Annotated in this window: 17 protein-coding genes; 6 read left to right on the top strand and 11 right to left on the bottom strand. The window is 33.2% G+C overall.

The features are described from left to right. The first annotated feature begins 51 nt into the window (after positions 1-51). Positions 52-978: a FecR family protein gene (locus KCG49_RS01295; RefSeq protein ID WP_218544368.1), complete on the top strand. Its 927-nt coding sequence runs from the start codon at positions 52-54 to the stop codon at positions 976-978. A 23-nt stretch (positions 979-1,001) separates the two neighbouring features. Continuing rightward, complete coding sequence (locus KCG49_RS01290; RefSeq protein ID WP_218544367.1) at positions 1,002-3,275, top strand: TonB-dependent receptor domain-containing protein; 2,274 nt, start codon at positions 1,002-1,004, stop codon at positions 3,273-3,275. An 89-nt stretch (positions 3,276-3,364) separates the two neighbouring features. On the opposite strand, the gene KCG49_RS01285 is transcribed toward KCG49_RS01290, so the two are convergent. The 7 genes from KCG49_RS01285 to KCG49_RS01255 form a co-directional block, all read right to left on the bottom strand. Further along, a complete protein-coding gene (locus KCG49_RS01285) occupies positions 3,365-3,784 on the bottom strand; it encodes a DUF2141 domain-containing protein (RefSeq protein ID WP_218544366.1) in 420 nt (139 codons plus the stop codon). Between the two features lie 154 nt (positions 3,785-3,938). Further along, on the bottom strand, positions 3,939-5,216 hold the full coding sequence (locus KCG49_RS01280) for a DUF58 domain-containing protein (RefSeq protein WP_369680344.1): 1,278 nt from the start codon (positions 5,214-5,216) through the stop codon (positions 3,939-3,941). Between the two features lie 53 nt (positions 5,217-5,269). After that, complete coding sequence (locus tag KCG49_RS01275) at positions 5,270-6,331, bottom strand: AAA family ATPase (protein WP_218544364.1); 1,062 nt, start codon at positions 6,329-6,331, stop codon at positions 5,270-5,272. A 2-nt stretch (positions 6,332-6,333) separates the two neighbouring features. Then, positions 6,334-7,536 carry a DUF4350 domain-containing protein gene (locus KCG49_RS01270; protein WP_218544363.1) on the bottom strand — a complete coding sequence of 401 codons (1,203 nt, stop codon included), beginning with the start codon at positions 7,534-7,536 and terminating at the stop codon, positions 6,334-6,336. Beyond that, the gene (locus KCG49_RS01265) at positions 7,529-8,257 is read right to left on the bottom strand and encodes a hypothetical protein (RefSeq protein WP_218544362.1); all 729 of its coding nucleotides are present in this window, start codon (positions 8,255-8,257) and stop codon (positions 7,529-7,531) included. Before KCG49_RS01265 ends, KCG49_RS01270 begins: the two co-directional genes overlap by 8 nt. Then, positions 8,250-9,170: a hypothetical protein gene (locus KCG49_RS01260; RefSeq protein ID WP_218544361.1), complete on the bottom strand. Its 921-nt coding sequence runs from the start codon at positions 9,168-9,170 to the stop codon at positions 8,250-8,252. The genes KCG49_RS01265 and KCG49_RS01260 overlap by 8 nt, the downstream gene beginning before the upstream one ends. Beyond that, the gene (locus KCG49_RS01255; RefSeq protein ID WP_218544360.1) at positions 9,167-10,174 is read right to left on the bottom strand and encodes a stage II sporulation protein M; all 1,008 of its coding nucleotides are present in this window, start codon (positions 10,172-10,174) and stop codon (positions 9,167-9,169) included. Before KCG49_RS01255 ends, KCG49_RS01260 begins: the two co-directional genes overlap by 4 nt. 34 nt (positions 10,175-10,208) lie before the next feature. Between KCG49_RS01255 and KCG49_RS01250 the strand changes: the two genes are divergently transcribed. Both KCG49_RS01250 and KCG49_RS01245 read left to right on the top strand, forming a co-directional pair. Next, positions 10,209-10,934, top strand: a complete 726-nt coding sequence (locus tag KCG49_RS01250) for an RDD family protein (RefSeq protein ID WP_218544359.1) — start codon at positions 10,209-10,211, stop codon at positions 10,932-10,934. After that, positions 10,934-11,554, top strand: coding sequence for a trimeric intracellular cation channel family protein (locus KCG49_RS01245; protein WP_218544358.1), 621 nt, complete (start codon positions 10,934-10,936; stop codon positions 11,552-11,554). The genes KCG49_RS01250 and KCG49_RS01245 overlap by 1 nt, the downstream gene beginning before the upstream one ends. Before the next feature lie 17 nt (positions 11,555-11,571). Here the strand turns inward: KCG49_RS01245 and KCG49_RS01240 are convergent, their stop codons facing one another. Further along, entirely contained in the window at positions 11,572-13,710 is a 2,139-nt protein-coding gene (locus KCG49_RS01240; protein ID WP_218544357.1) for a M3 family metallopeptidase, read from the bottom strand. A gap of 61 nt (positions 13,711-13,771) precedes the next feature. Then, entirely contained in the window at positions 13,772-14,473 is a 702-nt protein-coding gene (locus KCG49_RS01235; RefSeq protein WP_218544356.1) for a peptidylprolyl isomerase, read from the bottom strand. A gap of 2 nt (positions 14,474-14,475) precedes the next feature. Here KCG49_RS01235 and KCG49_RS01230 point away from each other — a divergent pair, with 2 nt between their 5' ends. Both KCG49_RS01230 and KCG49_RS01225 read left to right on the top strand, forming a co-directional pair. Then, the gene (locus KCG49_RS01230; RefSeq protein ID WP_218544355.1) at positions 14,476-15,117 is read left to right on the top strand and encodes an NUDIX hydrolase; all 642 of its coding nucleotides are present in this window, start codon (positions 14,476-14,478) and stop codon (positions 15,115-15,117) included. 48 nt (positions 15,118-15,165) lie between these two features. Beyond that, positions 15,166-15,966, top strand: coding sequence for a lysophospholipid acyltransferase family protein (locus KCG49_RS01225; protein ID WP_218544354.1), 801 nt, complete (start codon positions 15,166-15,168; stop codon positions 15,964-15,966). 100 nt (positions 15,967-16,066) lie between these two features. On the opposite strand, the gene KCG49_RS01220 is transcribed toward KCG49_RS01225, so the two are convergent. Continuing rightward, complete coding sequence (locus tag KCG49_RS01220) at positions 16,067-16,699, bottom strand: DUF8845 family protein (protein ID WP_218544353.1); 633 nt, start codon at positions 16,697-16,699, stop codon at positions 16,067-16,069. Positions 16,700-16,703: 4 nt separating this feature from the next. Then, the gene (locus tag KCG49_RS01215; protein WP_218544352.1) at positions 16,704-17,198 is read right to left on the bottom strand and encodes an RNA polymerase sigma factor; all 495 of its coding nucleotides are present in this window, start codon (positions 17,196-17,198) and stop codon (positions 16,704-16,706) included. Between the last annotated feature and the right edge of the window lie 108 nt (positions 17,199-17,306).

Here is a 17,306-nt window from a genome sequence, read left to right as displayed (position 1 = left end):
AAAATACAAGTAGGGTTTTTTCCCATTAAGTTGTATTAACTATATAGAAGTATGAAAACATTTAATACAAATAACGATTCAGATAGCTTTTTAGCTCAATGGCTAGATGGGGAACTTTCAGATAATGAATTGAAGAACCTGGTTAGTGAAGAGGACTTTAATTATTATTTAAAGATAAGAAAAGGTATTGAAGTCTCTGAAAGGCTTAATTCTTCTGTTGATGGTAACTTTGCCAAAATTCAAAATAGAATAGCCAGTAAAAAGCAAAAAGTTAAACCACTTTATGTTAATTGGGGCATTGGCATTGCGGCATCTATTGTTTTGTTATTTGGCTTGTTTATGTTTTTAAATAATAATGATATTACAGTTGAAACAGGTTTTGGCGAAAGTAAGTCCGTTGTTCTTTTAGACGGTTCTGAAGTTATTTTAAATTCAAAATCTAAAGTTTCATATAATGAAAGCCAGTGGGGAAATGAAAGGGTATTGAGCCTTGATGGTGAGGCTTATTTTAAAGTAGCAAAAGGTAAAACGTTTACTGTAGAAACTAATAATGGATCTGTAAAGGTTTTGGGTACACAGTTTAATGTGATTTCTAAGAACAATTTTTTTGATGTAGTATGCTATGAAGGCAAGGTAGGTGTAAAAATCTTAGAATCTGAGCATATACTCTTGCCAAATGATGCCGTTAGAAAAGTAAATGGTTACCCATCAGAGGAGACTAAGAATTTTTTTAAAAAACCAACTTGGATAGATGGAGAAAGCACGTTTAAAAGTGTACCTGTGCGTTATGTTATAAGAGCTTTAGAGGATCAATATGAAATTAGTTTTGACACAAAGGCCATAAACCAAGAAGATATATATACAGGTAGTTTTCCTCATAATAACTTAGACCTTGCCTTAAAGACTGTTTTTGAAACACTTAATATAACATATACTGAAAAAGAAAAACGTAACATTAAACTTAGGTATAAGGAATGAGGTTGATTTATATCTTTGTCTTAATGTTACTTCCTACACTAGCCTTTTCTCAAGAAGAGGCTTTTTACATTGAGTTTAAAGATGTGCCCTTACACGATGCACTAGAGAATATTGAAGAGGTCTATCAAGTTCTGTTCTCTTACAAAGACAATTATATCAGAGGTAAAAACATAACATTAGATCGAAAAAAAAGAACTTTATCAGAAGTCCTCAATGAGTTAAAAAATACTAGCGGTCTTTACTACAGCGTCTTAAATAATAGATACATAATTGTTAGTTTATCTAATGATGAAAATGTTATAACTGAAGCTTTAGATAAAATTGTCGTTAGAAGCTATTTAGCAAAAGGTATTGAGAAAAACAGTGATGGTGCTTATAAATTATACCCATTGCGATTGGGTATTTTACCAGGTCTAATAGAATCGGATGTTTTAGAGAGTATTCAGTTATTGCCCGGAGTTTTAAGTCCAAATGAAACCGCATCAAGCTTTTTTGTTCGTGGTGGTGCCTCGGATCAAAACCGATTGATTTGGGATGGTATCAATATATATCATAAAGGACATTTGTTTGGTATGATATCTCCATTAAACCCTAATGTAACTTCAGAGATTAAGTTTATTAATAAAGGTTCTCATGCCAGATACGGTGAACGTTTGTCTAGTGTTACTGATATAAGGTCTAGTTCTATTATTGATAATGATTTAAAAGCCGAAATGGGTATCAATGGTGTAAATGCAGATGCTATTTTAGACTTACCCCTCATTAAAGACAAGCTCAGTTTACAAGCATCACTGAGACGAAGTTACACAGATGTTTTTGAAACATTTACATTCAGCCAATTGTCAGACAAAGTATTTGATAGTACTAAAATTGGTCAGGATGAGAATGGGGATAATGATTTTTCATTTTTAGATTACAATGTAAAATTAAATTATAAACTTAATAACAACAATACATTTTTTGCCAGTTTGATCGCCATAGACAATCAACTCGATTATACGTCTAGCAATGATGAAAACAACAGATCCTTTAACGATATTATGACAATCGAAAACAAAGGGTATGGCCTGGGGTGGAATCATAAATGGAATGAAAAGCTAAGTCAGAATACACAAGCTTTTTTCTCGGATTATGCGTTCAATTATAATTTTATTACTTCAGAAAATAATGAGCAAATCTCAGATTTCGAAAAACGAAATGCCATATTCGATTCGGGTATTTCTACAGAAATCAATTACAATGCATCATATAAGAATAATTACACCTTTGGGTATCAATATACACTAAAGGATGTATCCTATGCTTTTGTGAATACTGCAGATTTAAGAATTGTCTTAGATACCGAACAGGAAATAGTACAATCGCATAGTTTATATGGTAACTTTGACTACAAGAACCCTAGATTGTTCGATTTTTCTTTTGGTTTAAGAGGCACTTATTTTCAAGAGTTAGATGCGGCACGATTAGAGCCAAGGTTAATTATTTTTAAAGAGCTCAGTACTCACCTTAAGCTTCAGGCTAGTGCAGAAATTAAAAACCAAATTATTAGCGAAATTGATGAGACTGTTTTTAGCGATCTATCTTTAGAAAATAGGGTTTGGCGCTTAGCAAACAATAACGATTTTCCAATAATCAATAGTAAACATGTTTCAGCAGGATTCATATATTCAAAAAAAGGTTGGAGTATTGATGCAGATGCGTATTACAAAAAACTAAAAAATATCACAGCGTTGTCATTAGGTTTTTTAAACCCTGATGGAGGCGGTTTTAATAATGGCGATCAGAATATTTTTGGGGTAGATGCTTTTTTAAGAAAGCGATTCAATGGATTTACAACTTGGTTAAGCTATTCGTACAATCGTGCACGAAGCCGCTTTGAAAATCTCAATGATAGCAAATCCTTTAAATCTAAATCTAATGTTACACATGCTGTATCAACAGCATTGAGTTATAAGTTAGATGGTTTTAAAATAGCTTTGGGTTGGAAATGGCAAACGGGTAGACCGTTTACCATAGCTAATGAAACGGATGGAATCTATAGTTTTGATGAAGGCATTAACACTGCAGAATTACCCATTTATCACCGCCTAGATTTATCTTCTACGTATAGCTTTAAAATATCAAAACGTAATAAGCTAAGGGGTAAAATAGGTGTTTCGGTACGCAACCTTTACAATAGAGAAAATTTAATATCAAGGGAGTATAGAGGGAATAACAGCTTAAACGATTCTGTTGAGCTTTTAGAACGTTACGCTATTGGTATTACCCCAAACTTTATGTTTAGACTTTATTGGTAAATACGATATTCTGTTGGCAGTAAAAAGACTGAGTAATTCTGTGTAGAATATACTCAGTCCTTTATTTTTCTGATTGGATAATATAATTGCTAGAAGCGGATAATCATTTCCAAATCTTTATCTTCTACTTTAAACTTGGCATCGTCATATTGTGGTGGACCAAAAGACATTACATTATTAGACATTCCGTAAGATTCTAATGGCATACCATTCTCTCTAAAATCCATACGTTGGTTCTCGTTTTCATCATGTAAAGCCATTATTGCATATTCTCCCGGTGCAACATCTTTGAAAGTAATGACGACCTTTCCATCTTTTATCTTTGTTTCGGCATTCTGTATGCCCTTTCCTTTCATAAATGTTTCCGAACTGTGTAATGACATTAGCACTTTACCAGTGTCATTTTTTACGTTATCGATGGTAACGGTAATAATGATGCCTTTTTCTTCTTGAGAAAATCCGAATAAAGTAGTTAAAGCTAAAGCGAAAGTTAAAAATGCATTCTTCATAATTTTTTGTTTTAATGGTTATTTATCTTTATCCAACAAGACTTTTTTGGTTGCCGAATTGATGATTCAAATATCCAATAAGCTATCAGGAAATAATAAATGTAATTACCGAACTGTGATTTAAATGGGATGAATTGTAGTTTTAATTTTTTAATTAAATCAATCCTCTGGCTTTAATTTCTAGATACTTGTTAATGGTATTAATCGTTAAGTTTTCTGGGGCGGTCAAAATAGATTGAATACCATGCTTCTGTAACTCGTTTACGATAAGTTTCTTTTCGTACATAAACTTTTCGGCAATGGTCTTTTGAAAAATCTCGAAAGTATTATGGGCTTCAACATTGGTTAGCTTTTCTAATTCTGTATTCTCAAAAAATATAACAACCAAAAGATGGTTTTTAGCCATAGCTTGTAAATAAGGGAGTTGACGATGTAGGGCATCTAGAGTTTCAAAATTAGTATAAAGCAGAAGTAAGCTGCGTTGCGTAATACTTCGTTTTACATCTATATAAAGTCTCGAAAAATCTGATTCGGCAAAATCCGTATTCACATTGTATAATGTTTCTAGAATTTTGTGCATTTGAGAAGGCCTACGTTCTGCGGCAACTTTATTTTCAACCTTCCTGGAGAAGGTAAACATACCAGCTTTATCTTGCTTTTTCAATGCTACATTACTGATAACGAGTGTGGCGTTAATGGCATAATCCAAAAGACTTAAACCTTCAAAGGGCATTTTCATTGCCCTTCCTTTATCAATAACGCTATATATGGGTTGTGAGCGTTCATCTTGAAATTGATTAACCATTAGGTGATTGCGCTTGGCTGTGGCTTTCCAATTAATGTTTCTAATATCATCACCAGTAACGTAATCCTTAATCTGCTCAAATTCCATTGTATGACCAATACGACGAATTTTCTTTAATCCATACTCAAACAGTTTATTAGAAAATGCAATAAGCATATATTTTCTAAGTTGTAAGAATGAAGGATAATTTGGTACCATGGCATCTTTAGCAAACTGATAACGTCTTGTCACTAAACCAATGGGTGAGTTGATATAGACGTTTAAGTAGCCAAAATAGTATTCACCGCGCTCCAGAGGTCTTAGTGTGTAAGTTATTCTTTTTTCTTGATGTTTGTTAAGTTGTGTGTTAATTTGAAAATCACGCTTTTGGTATTGAAATGGTAATTCGTCGATTAATAACACATCGGTTTTGAAATTGTAATGATTCTGAAGTGTTAACTCAATAGGATTATCATCTCCATTACTCAGTTTTTCTGGCAACACCCTTGAAGCTGTAATTCCTATTTGCTTGAATAATAGAATGACATCTACTATCACTAAACCTATAGCGACAAAAAATAGTGAAGTAACTATATTTAGTAAGCCTGGGTAAATGTAAGAAAAGACAAATAGTGCCACAAAGACTATTGCGAAAACAAAAAACCGAAAGGTTAAATAGGTATATCTAAAAAAGAGTTTCACTATCTTGGAATCTCAATGGTTTCAAGTATCTGATCTACAACTTTATCTACAGTGAAAGCTTCCATTTCTCGTTCTGGGGTTAAAACTAAACGATGTTTAAGAACAGCTTTTGTACAACGCTTTATATCATCTGGTGTTACAAAATCTCTTCCATTAATTGCAGCATTGGCCTTTGCAGCATTTAAGATGGCAATGGACGCTCTTGGTGATGCTCCTAGATAAAGATTAGCATTATTACGGGTATTGTTTACAATGGAAGCGATATAATTTAAAAGGTTGTCCTCTACAACGATTTGCTTTATTAAATCTTGATATTTCTTAATAGCATCAGATGATAGCACAGGTGCTATAGTATTAAAGTCCATAGTGTCTTGTCTATGATGGTTATCTACTAAAATCTGAACTTCATCTTCAAGTGATGGATAATCTACTTCTATTTTAAACAAAAAGCGATCCAATTGTGCTTCTGGTAAACGATATGTCCCCTCTTGCTCTATTGGGTTTTGTGTGGCGAATACCAAAAATGGTAATTCCATATCGTAACGTGTGCCATCCATAGTAATTTGACGCTCTGCCATGACCTCAAATAAAGCGGCTTGAGTTTTTGCTGGTGCCCTGTTAATTTCATCAATTAAGATAATATTAGAAAAGATAGGACCTCTTTTATATTCAAACTCGTTAGTCTTAACATTAAAAATCGAAGTTCCTAAAATATCACTTGGCATCAAGTCTGGTGTAAATTGAATTCTACTAAAATCAACATCCATGGTTTTAGCCAATAACTTGGCTGTTACTGTTTTTGCAACACCAGGAACACCTTCTATTAAAGAATGGCCATTAGTGAGAATAGAAATAATCAATAACTCTATCATTTCATTTTGCCCAACAATAAATTTTGCAATTTCTTGCTTTATTTGCTCAACACTATCTTGAAGCGGTTTAAGGTCTATTCTACTTTTAAAATCTTCAACAGCTCGCTCATTAGCTTCATTACTTGGTGTGTCTGTATTAGGGTTCGAATTCTCTAAATTCTCCGAAGATGATATGTCTTGTTCTTCCATTATTATGTATGTTTTGTAAAGTGTTCTATTTTTTTATTGAGTTCTATAAGTTCTTGTTCTGTATGGTTAGTTTTATATTTTAGAAAAACCAAGTAATCTACCAATGCCTTGGAGTCTTCTTTAGAGTTACTTGACTTAACTGCTAATTTATCAATAAAGTTTTGGTTGAGTTGATTGGTGTCTAAGTAGTAGTTTCTACGTACAAACTCTAAAAAGTACTGAATTTTCTTTTCGATAATATTTTTAAAATCCCCATGTTGATAATACAGTTCACCAATGGTTTTTGTAAAATCTACTGTGGCATTTTCTAGCTTATTGATAACAGGAATAATACGTTGTGTACGTTTTCCTCTAAAAACCACAAATAAGATAAGACTAAACATACTAATATAGAAAGCCCATTTTAAGGCTCTATTTTGAAGTATGTAACGCAATGGGCTAGTGACTACTTTTCGACCACTTTTATAATTATTATCCCAAATAATTTGTTGTTTTGGTAGATAAGATAAAACTGTGGCAGCATAATCTTCTTTGTCTGCCATGAGATGATAATTTGTAAAAGCAAAGGGATTGGTGTGTAATAGAAATTGTCCACCTTTTTCACCAACATTAACTTTTATATAATTCGGATGTGTTTCATCTACATCATCTTCATTTTTTGTTGTCACAGTACCTAAAACTGTAGTTTTTAGGGTATCAACGGAGCTAAAGTGACTATTCTCGATGACATCTTTAAACAGACGGTTGTTTTTTTGAAGACTTGGACTCGTAAAATTATGATTTGATGCTTTCTTGTAGAGATTAGTGTATTGTCTTTCTATGGCAACATTTAATGAGTCTATGACATTACCATAAAAATAATTACCACTCATAAAAACGGTATTTCCTTTTTCAGCAAAGTCCATAATAGCTTTAGATTCTTCACTATCTAAACTGATGTAGTTATTAATGAATACTAAGGATTTTGAAGTTGTAGTGTCAATATCTTTTAAGTATTCATATATGGAACGTTCTGAAGTTAAAACTTTGCCTTCAGAAAATGTATTTAACTCATTAAAAAGAATATAACAACCTAAAGGAATTTTGTCAGCAGCAGAGTAGGAGTCGCGCCAATTAATAGCTTTGGGTTTGGTGACTTCTGCAATCATCATAAGAACAATTACCGCACCAATAATATAGAGCGCTATTTTTGAACGCTTATCCATGTTGGGTCGTTTTTATAAGTTGGTTGAAATCGTCTTTATTTTTATTGAAATTTACTTCATCTATAGGAAATTCTCCATACCACACATAGTCATAAATGTAAGAAACTCTTTTAAATAAGGCTTTTAATTTGGAATCCTTTATTTCATTAAGATAATCTGAATTTGTCTTGTCGTAGTGCCACTCAATCGTTTTTTTATTGGCTAAAACCTTTAAGGACTTAAGGTACATGTAGCGTGTCGCTAATCTATAATTATTATCCTTTAGGGCTTTTTTTATCAGCTTGTCAAAATCAACTTTCTCTATATGTTCTTCTACATAGCTAAAGCCCTCAATAGCTTTGTCTTCAGTTTTAAATACTGAACTTACAGGGTTTTGCAATAAGAATTTTATTAGCAAGTAAAGTACTATAATTCCTAATAAGCCATAAATTATATATTCCATGGTTTGATAATCCAACCAATCAATATTAAACCCAAAAACATCTCCCAACCAATTAAAGAAGGATCTTAGGATACGTTGTATTAAATTGATGCCCCCTGTATCATTAATAGAATAGTTGAAATCATCCCCAGCGTAATTATCTTTGAAGTTTTCCTTAAAGTAAGTAACATCGAGATTTGAAGAATCACGTTTTACAACACTATCTTGAGCTTTTAAAACAAATGAACTTAAAAATGTTATAATACAGGTATTAATATGTTTTAGCTTTAATTCACTCATTAATACCAATTTGATCTATTTTCTTCTGAAGAAATACATTATGTTTCACTTCGTATAGGTTATGGTAAAGAATTCCGTAAGATAATTGCGACAGGGCTTGCGTATAGATAAAAGACAATAAAAACGCAGCAAATCCAAAAGTAAACATCAATGTTGCAAAAGTACTGGTTTTGAGGTCAACGTTACTTTCTACAGAAAAATAGGTGTAAATACCAAGAATAAAACTAGGAATGGATACAATTAAAAAAGTAATCATAAGATTGAGTATGCCTATTACTAAACCGTATAATATAACTTTCCAAAAATTAGAAAACGTGAAATCAAAACCCTCAGAAATTGCTTCTCCAAACCCTTTCTTGCCTGAAAAAATAGACATAAATGTTAATCCGAATATAGCTGTCATTGTAAAGCTTAAACCATATTGAACAAGCATTCCCAATAATGGGATAAATGCCAATAAACCAGAAATAACAATATAGACAATGTATAAAAGTCCTCCAATAAGAATGAATATAATAATTGTACCAATATTATTTAATATGCTTTTCCGAATATTTTTGGATACAATCGTACCATCGTTTTTAACGTACTCAGCAATATAAGCACTAGAAAAACTATAATTAATTAAAGATGTGATAAAAACAATCAAAAAAAGGATAATAGCTCCTGCAATGAGATAGCTGTCAGAAGCTATGTTGTTTCCCATGCCGAATCTAAAATCACGACTTGCTAGTCCCATAAAACCTGTAACCAATAGATAGGAACTGATGAGCGTTAAAATAATGCTTACTGCATTATATTTTAGATATAGATTAGTGTAAGCTTTAAAATTATGTTTTAGAAATAAAAAGTAGGTATTAATAATATCTCCAAACGTACTTCTTGTTCTTAGTTCAATATAATTTTCGTTCACAATACATTAGGTTTGGGGATTAATTTAGAATTTGTTTTGGTAAATTCATTATTTACTGCCTTGTTTAATAATATAGGATATATGATATAATAATAAATGATGATAAAAAGAGAAATAAAAATAATGCCGTAAGCTAAAAACCATGGCATTTGTTCACCATAACGAGTAATAAAACCTTCAATAAATCCTGCGATAATGAAAAAAGGAATGGTACTGACTACAATTTTAAGCCCGTCTTTGGCACCTCTCATAAAGGCAACACGCCTAGAGTAAGTCTTAGGAAATAAAAAACTATTGCCCATTACCAAACCTGCACAGCCAGCAATGACTATTACAGAAATCTCAATAGTACCATGTAACCAAACGGTTGAGGTTTTTTCTAAAATGCCATAGTTATAAAAAAACGTAATGAAAGCACCTAGCATTATACCATTGCTAAATAGAACCCAAACTGTACCTACACTAAAAAAGACACCAAGAGCAAATGCAACGATTGCCACTCTAATATTATTAATGGTAATACCCAAAAATGTACCAATATTACTACCACTTTTATACACGGCCATAGGTTCGCCTTTTTCAATATTTTCAATAGTCATATTTACGTAAGCATCACCTAGAATTAGTCTAAGGAAGGAGTCATCATTTAAGGTTGAAACAGTACCAATAACAACAGCAGTCATAAAAATGAGAAAACTATATAGTAATGTTTTGTGATATTGTTTGAAGAATAGGGGGAACTCATCTCTCCAAAACGAAATAATCTTATTTTTAGATTCCTTCTTGGTAATGTAAATTTTTTGATGCGCTTGGGAAGCTAAAGAATTTAAATATAACAAAGTCTTACTGCCAGGATAGTAGGTTTGGGCATAAGATAGGTCGTTGGTAAGTTGTATGTAATAAGAAGCTAAGTCGTCTGGATTTATTTTTGCATTATTATCTAATGCGTTTTCAAAACCAATCCATTTTTCCTTATTTTGCTTCACGAAAGACGCTTCGCGCATAAATCACTTTAATTTAAAACGAATATACATTTCCATGGGCAAATTAGCAATTAACACAGCACAAAATGTTAACCTAGACTATAAGCTAATAGGTTTGGGTGAACGTATGGTAGCTTTCTTAATTGATGGTATCATTTTGATAACCTACATGACCATTATGGAAAATCTTGTAAACCTATCTGAAATATTTGATGCGGATGGTTGGACAAGACGAGGTTTTTTAGGCCTATTTACGTTACCGGCTTTGTTTTATTCTGTATTATGCCATATTATCTTCAGTGGGCAAACTATTGGAAAAATGATAATGAAAATTAAAGTGGTGCGTTTGGATGGTTCTCCAACACAATGGTACAATTTTTTAGTTCGTTGGATGTTGAGAATCATAGATATTTGGTTTTTCTTTTCATCTATTGGCATATTAAGTATTTTATTATCGGACAAAAAGCAACGTGTTGGTGATTCTGCAGCTGGCACAGTGGTAATTAGCGTAAAGAAAAAGCATAAAATATCGAGTACAATCCTTGAAGATATTAATGATGACTACCAACCTGTTTTTAGTAATGTTACGCAACTTACAGATAAGGATGTTAGAATAATAAAAGAGGCCTTCACTATTTCTAAAAAGAATAACGATTTTAAAACCTTAACGATTTTGAAGAAAAAGATTTGTGATACGTTGGGTATAGAAACAAAGTTATATGACATTCAGTTTATAGATACCATTTTAAAAGATTATAATTACTATACTCAAAATATGTAATGTTTTTTCAAACCTTAGATATATTAGGAACCATAGCCTTTGCTATTTCTGGAGTTTTAGTCGCCATGAACAAACGAATGGATCCGTTTGGCGTTCTCATAATAGCATTTGTAACAGCAGTTGGTGGTGGGACCCTGCGTGATATTATGGTTGGTGTAGAACCTGTATCGTGGATGCGGAATATGACCTTTGTTTACGTTATTATAGGTTCGGCAGTATTTGCTGTGGTATTTAGAAATTATTTAAAACACTTGCGTCGCTCGTTGTTTTTATTTGATACAATAGGTATAGGACTCTATACTGTGGTGGGAATAGAAACTGGGTTGGTTGCAGGCTTGCATCCTATTATTTGTATCGCATTAGGAACCATGACCGCTTGTTTTGGTGGTGTGATACGTGATATTCTCTGTAATGAAATTCCTGTTATATTCAGAAAGGAAGTGTATGCCACTGCCTGTATTTTGGGCGGACTAACCTATTTCTTATTACGGCATTTTTTGGAAGACCGAAATTATCTTTTTGTCATTGCAGGCTTAATAGTTATACTTATTCGTTTGCTAGCTGTAAAGTTTAAGATTAGTCTGCCCAGTTTGTATAGGAGTGATAAATCAGATATTTAAAAGTATCTCACTCTTTTTCATTTGGTAAACCCACGATCGCGCATTAAAGCTTCAATTTTTGCATCCCTACCTCTAAACTTTTTATAGGCTTCCGCAGGATCCATAGCATTACGTGGTGCAAATAAATACTTCACTAATTTATCTGCTAGTTCTTTATCGTAAAAACCTCCTGACGCTTCCTTAAAAGCTTCAGCGGCATCACTTGTTAAAACATCTGCCCACATGTAACCATAATATGCCGTTGCATAGCCTTCACCTGAAAAGACATGTCCAAAATGAGGTGTTCTATGGCGCATAGGCAATTCTTTTGGCATACCTAATTCATCTAAAGTTTCACGTTCAAACTTATCAATATCAATATCTGTAGGATCCGCTAAATGTAGTTTCATATCAATTAAGGCAGAGGCCAAATACTCTGTAGTACCAAAACCTTGGTTAAATGTTGATGCTCTTTTAATTTTTTCGACCAACTTAGCGGGAATAGGTTTTCCTGTCTCGTGGTGTACTAAAAATTGATTAATTACTTTATCTGTGGATAACCAACGTTCTAATAATTGCGACTGAAACTCTGTATAATCTCTAACTCCGCCTTGTAATGTAGGATATTTAACATCGGCCGCAAAAAAGTGTAATGCATGTCCAAACTCATGAAAAAACGTTGTGGCATCATCCCAAGATACTAATACAGCTTCTCCTGGCGCAGGCTTAACAAAGTTTGAATTATTGGATGCCAGTACATTTGTCTCTCCTTCAAAAGACGTATAATCTCTGTAGGTTGTTGCCCAGGCTCCAGAACGTTTGCCTTCGCGTGCATAAGGATCTAGATACCAAAGGCCAATGTGTTTTTCAGAATTTTTATCGGTTACTTCCCAAACCTTTACATCTTCATGAAACACAGGTACTGAACCATCTTCTACAGGTGTAAAGTTATAATTGAATAATTCGCCCGCTACAAAGAACATGGCCTCGGTGAGTTTATCTAATTGTAGATATTGCTTTACTTCATCACTATCTAAATCGTATTTTTTCTTCCTAACTTTTTCTGCATAATAACGATAGTCCCAAGGTTCTATAGTAATTTCATCTCCAAGTTCGTTAGCTATAGCTTGCATATCGGCAACTTCCTCTTTTACTCTTGCTGTAGCTGCTGGCCATACTTTTAACATTAAATCCATAGCATTTTCAGGATGCTTAGCCATACGATCTTGTAATCTCCATTGGGCATAATTATCATAGCCCATTAAACCAACACGCTCTTTTCGTAGCTTTAAAATCTCAGCGATAATTTTATTGTTGTCGTAATCGTCTCCATTATCCCCTCTAGAGTAATAGTTTTCCCAAACTTTTTTACGTAGCTCACGATTGGTAGAGTAGGTAAGGAACGGATCCATTGACGAACGTGTGTTGGTGATAGCATATTTACCTTCGTGACCTTTATCTGTCGCTATTTTGGCAGCAGATTTTGTAAAGCCTTCAGATAAACCTCCAAGCTGATCTTCTGTTAAATAGGTTACATAATTTTCTTCATCATGCAATACATTGTTGGAAAATTTGGTGTAAAGTGTAGACAATTCCTTATTAATTTCTGCATAGCGCTTTTTCTTTTTTATGTCGAGATTGGCGCCATTCATTTCAAACTGCTTATAGATTAAATCAACGACACGTTGAGCTTGGGGCTCAAGCGGTTTTTTCTGTGAAGCATCATAGACTGCTTTGATACGTTGAAATAATTTTTCGTTCTGGGTGATTTTGGATCGAAACTCAGAAAGTTTTGGAGCCAATTCCACTTGCACCTCTCTAAACTCTGGGGAAGACATATTACTACTCATAATGCCATAGTACGTAAATACACGGTTTAGTGGTTTTCCTGCACTTTCCATAGCAACGATGGTGTTTTCAAAAGTCGGATCATTTTCATTATTTGCAATGGCATCAATTTGTTTTAGTTGATGTTTCATGCCTTTTTCTACAGCTTCTTTTACATAGGCCACATCCATTTTGTCAAAAGCAGGTACACCTTGGTAAGGACCTTCCCATTCTTGCAAAAGTAAATTATCGGTCATCAAGGGAATTTCGGTTGTCTTTGGTTCTTCTTTACAACTGGCAAATAAGATAGTACTGCAAAGTACTGTAGTTTTGAGTGCTTTAGAAATCATGATATATTGGTTACGAAAGTTAGATAGACAAGATATTAAAAAATGAAAAGTAAAATCATAATTATTTTATAATTTCTACTTTCTTGATATACACATTTTGCAAAGGCCAATCTCCATCGTCAGTCTCTACAGCGTTGATTTTATCAACGACATCCATGCCATTGATAACTTCTCCAAAGATGGTGTATTCTCCATCTAAATGCTTTGCTCTTTGGCTATTAACAACAATAAAAAACTGAAATGGGGATGCCAATTTATACGCGTTTTCTATTTCGCTACTTGGCATAGAGATTGCGCCGCGTTTGTGGGTATAACCACGTTTGGTATCTGGAGGTAAGAGATATCTCCCTATTTTTCGTCGTTTTTTGTATAAATCCAACCCGTCACTACTGCCTCCTTGTATAACAAAATCTTTAACCACGCGATAAAATTGTGTGCCATTAAAATACTTGCGTTTGGTGAGATAAATAAAATTAGCTCTATGAAATTTGGTTTTATCGTAGAGCAGAATATCGATGTTGCCAAAATCTGTAAACATACATACCTTATTCTCTTTATGCTCTTTTTCATAATCCAAAAAGAATTCCATGGCATTGCTATCCGTAAGTATTGGGAATTCTGGTTTGGGTTGCTTTTCATTAACAACTTTAGATTTATCACCTATAGAATCTTTTGTGGTAGAGGTATTTGTTTGTTTTGAAGTTTGTTTATCTTCACAATTCCATAAAAATAAAACCATAATTACAACCCACCTAAATCTCATAAATGCTATTTAAAACGTTTTTAGAATCTGTAGTAAAAATAAAGAATCTCAACCTTTTTGGCGAAATATCACATGCTAAAATGTCTCCCCCATATCGTTTGCAATTAGCCGAAAAAATGAAAGAGAAAGCCAAAAATGCAAAAAAAGCAGGTGTTTTGGTTTTATTTTATCCAAATACTGAAGGAGAAACCTACCTGGTCTTAATTCTGCGTAAAACTTATAAAGGCGTACACTCTGCGCAGGTTGGCTTTCCGGGAGGAAAGTTTGAAGATGAAGATGAAAGTTTAATGATAACCGCTATTCGAGAAACAGAAGAAGAGGTCGGAGTGCCAGAGCATATGGTACATGTAATTAAAACCATGTCTCCATTATACATTCCGCCAAGTAACTTTATGGTACATCCTTTTGTGGCAGTTTCTGAGATAACTCCTAAGTTTGTAAAGCAAGATGAGGAAGTGGAAGCCATAATCGAAGTAAAACTTCAAGATTTTTTATATCATAAAAATACCACAACTACTAGAGTACCAACTTCTTTTAATGTTGAAGTAGATGTGCCAGCTTTTAAATTGAATGGACATATTGTTTGGGGAGCTACCGCTATGATGCTTGGTGAAGTGAAAGACTTGTTAAAACAAGTTTTGTAACGTTCCTTATTTGTTACTTTTGTAATTGACTAAAATTGAATGCTAACTATGGGATTATTTAAAAAAAATCCTTTCGGACATATCCTTTGGGTAAAAAAATGGTTGATTAGAATCTTGGGGTTGTTAACACATCGCCGTTTTAGAGGTTTTAATGATTTACAGATCGAAGGCTCTGAAATCATTAAAAATCTACCAGATACCAATGTGTTGTTTATATCTAATCACCAGACCTATTTTGCGGATGTTATTGCTATGTTCCATGTATTCAATGCAAGTTTGAGTGGTCGTTTGGATAGCATTAAAAATGTAGGTTATCTCTGGAATCCGAAGCTGAACATGTACTATGTAGCGGCCAAGGAAACCATGAAATCTGGTCTTATTCCTAAAATTTTCGCCTACACAGGCTCTATTAGTATTGAGCGTACTTGGCGTTCTCAAGGTAAAGATGTGAATCGTCAGGTAAAAATGAGTGATATTACCGCAATTAAAAAAGCCTTGGACGATGGATGGGTAGTAACCTTTCCACAAGGTACAACAACACCTTTTAAACCTATTAGAAAAGGAACGGCTCATATTATAAAAACCTATAAACCTTTGGTTGTACCTATAGTGATTGATGGTTTTAGACGTTCGTTTGATAAAAAAGGCCTAAGAATTAAAAAGAAAAATATCTATCAATCTTTTGAAGTAAAACAACCTTTGGAAATAGATTATGAAAATGAATCTATTGCAGATATCGTTGAAAAAATTGAATATGCCATAGAGCAACATCCATCATTTTTAAAGGTAATTCCACAAGAAGAATTAGAGGAGAAGGAGCGTTTAAATAAAGAACTAAGAGATTGGTAACAATCTAAAGTTTGATATAATTTAAATTAAGAATTCTGGGCTGACGATTTTTAAAATCGAAATCATGTCATTTCGATAATGTGCAATAAACGGTAACTTCCTAGACTTCTAACTTTTTCAATTCATCGTAGTTCCTGTTTAGACGTTTTAAAAGAATACCGTAAATAAGTCTGTAAAAGAGCCAAATTATTATTAAAAACACAGCTCCTACTAATATGATTATTCCGTAAACAAAGAGCATTTGGGTTGTAGTTGCTTCCGTGATGACTTTATGAAATTCAGGATTTTCTTGATATTCAAAATAAAAAGATAGAGGTATTGAAAGAAATATCATCGATAAATTAAATAGCACATAGTATTTAATCACTTTTCTTGTTCTCAATATACTTTCCATTAATCGTTTTGCACTATCCGTAGTGGAAATGGATTTATAAGATTTAAACAATAAGTAAATAAATAACAATATAACTGCATAACTGAATATGCTGAGCCCTAAAAACAATGGGTTTTCATAACTTTTGTCTAATTTCTCCCGAAAAGTAGAAGACAATAAATAAGGCAATATACTGGCTAAAATCCAAAATACTAATTCGCCAATACTAATGTAAAATAAGGTCTTTACAATTGAAGACGATTTTTTGTGCATCATTGGGTAAATTTCAGAATCCGAGTAGCTTTCAAATTTAGTCTCGGTATTCTTCCAATCTTTCTTTAACAATTCTAATTCATCCATAACCTTACGGATTTAATATGGTTTTTAATTTCTTTTTTACACGATTCATTTTTACACGAGCATTCACTTCCGTTATACCCAAAGTCGTGCTAATTTCTCTGTAGTCTTTGTCTTCTAAATACAAGAATACCAGGGCTTTTTCAATATCATTTAGTTGATGTACTGCTTTGTACAAGAGCTTTAGCTGTTGCTCTTCGGTATCATCATACTCTTCAGCTTTTATTTTAAACTCAACACTGTCAAACTCTTGCGTGTTAACACGTCGCTTAGACTTTCTGTACAGTGTAATCGCTGTATTCAAACCAACACGATACATCCATGTACTAAATTTAGAGTCTCCTCTAAATTTAGGGTATGCACGCCACAACTGAATCGTTATTTCCTGAAACAAATCGTTATGCGCATCTGCATTATTGGTATATAAACGACATACCTTATGTATAATGTTTTGATGCTTTTGCAACTGTTCAACAAAACTATGTTCGAGTTCTTTGTTCAATCGATATAATGGTTGGTTACCAAATTAGTAGTTATAACATAAGTTATGTTACATAATTGTTCAAAAATAAAATTTTGGTGTTGGTAATGCGTATCTTTGTGTAAGAAA

It is taken from the genome of Winogradskyella luteola (assembly GCF_019203985.1).
GTDB classification, from domain to species: domain Bacteria; phylum Bacteroidota; class Bacteroidia; order Flavobacteriales; family Flavobacteriaceae; genus Winogradskyella; species Winogradskyella luteola.
The sequence above is the reverse complement of the archived record's forward strand: the minus strand, read 5'-3'. Positions and strand labels throughout refer to the sequence as shown.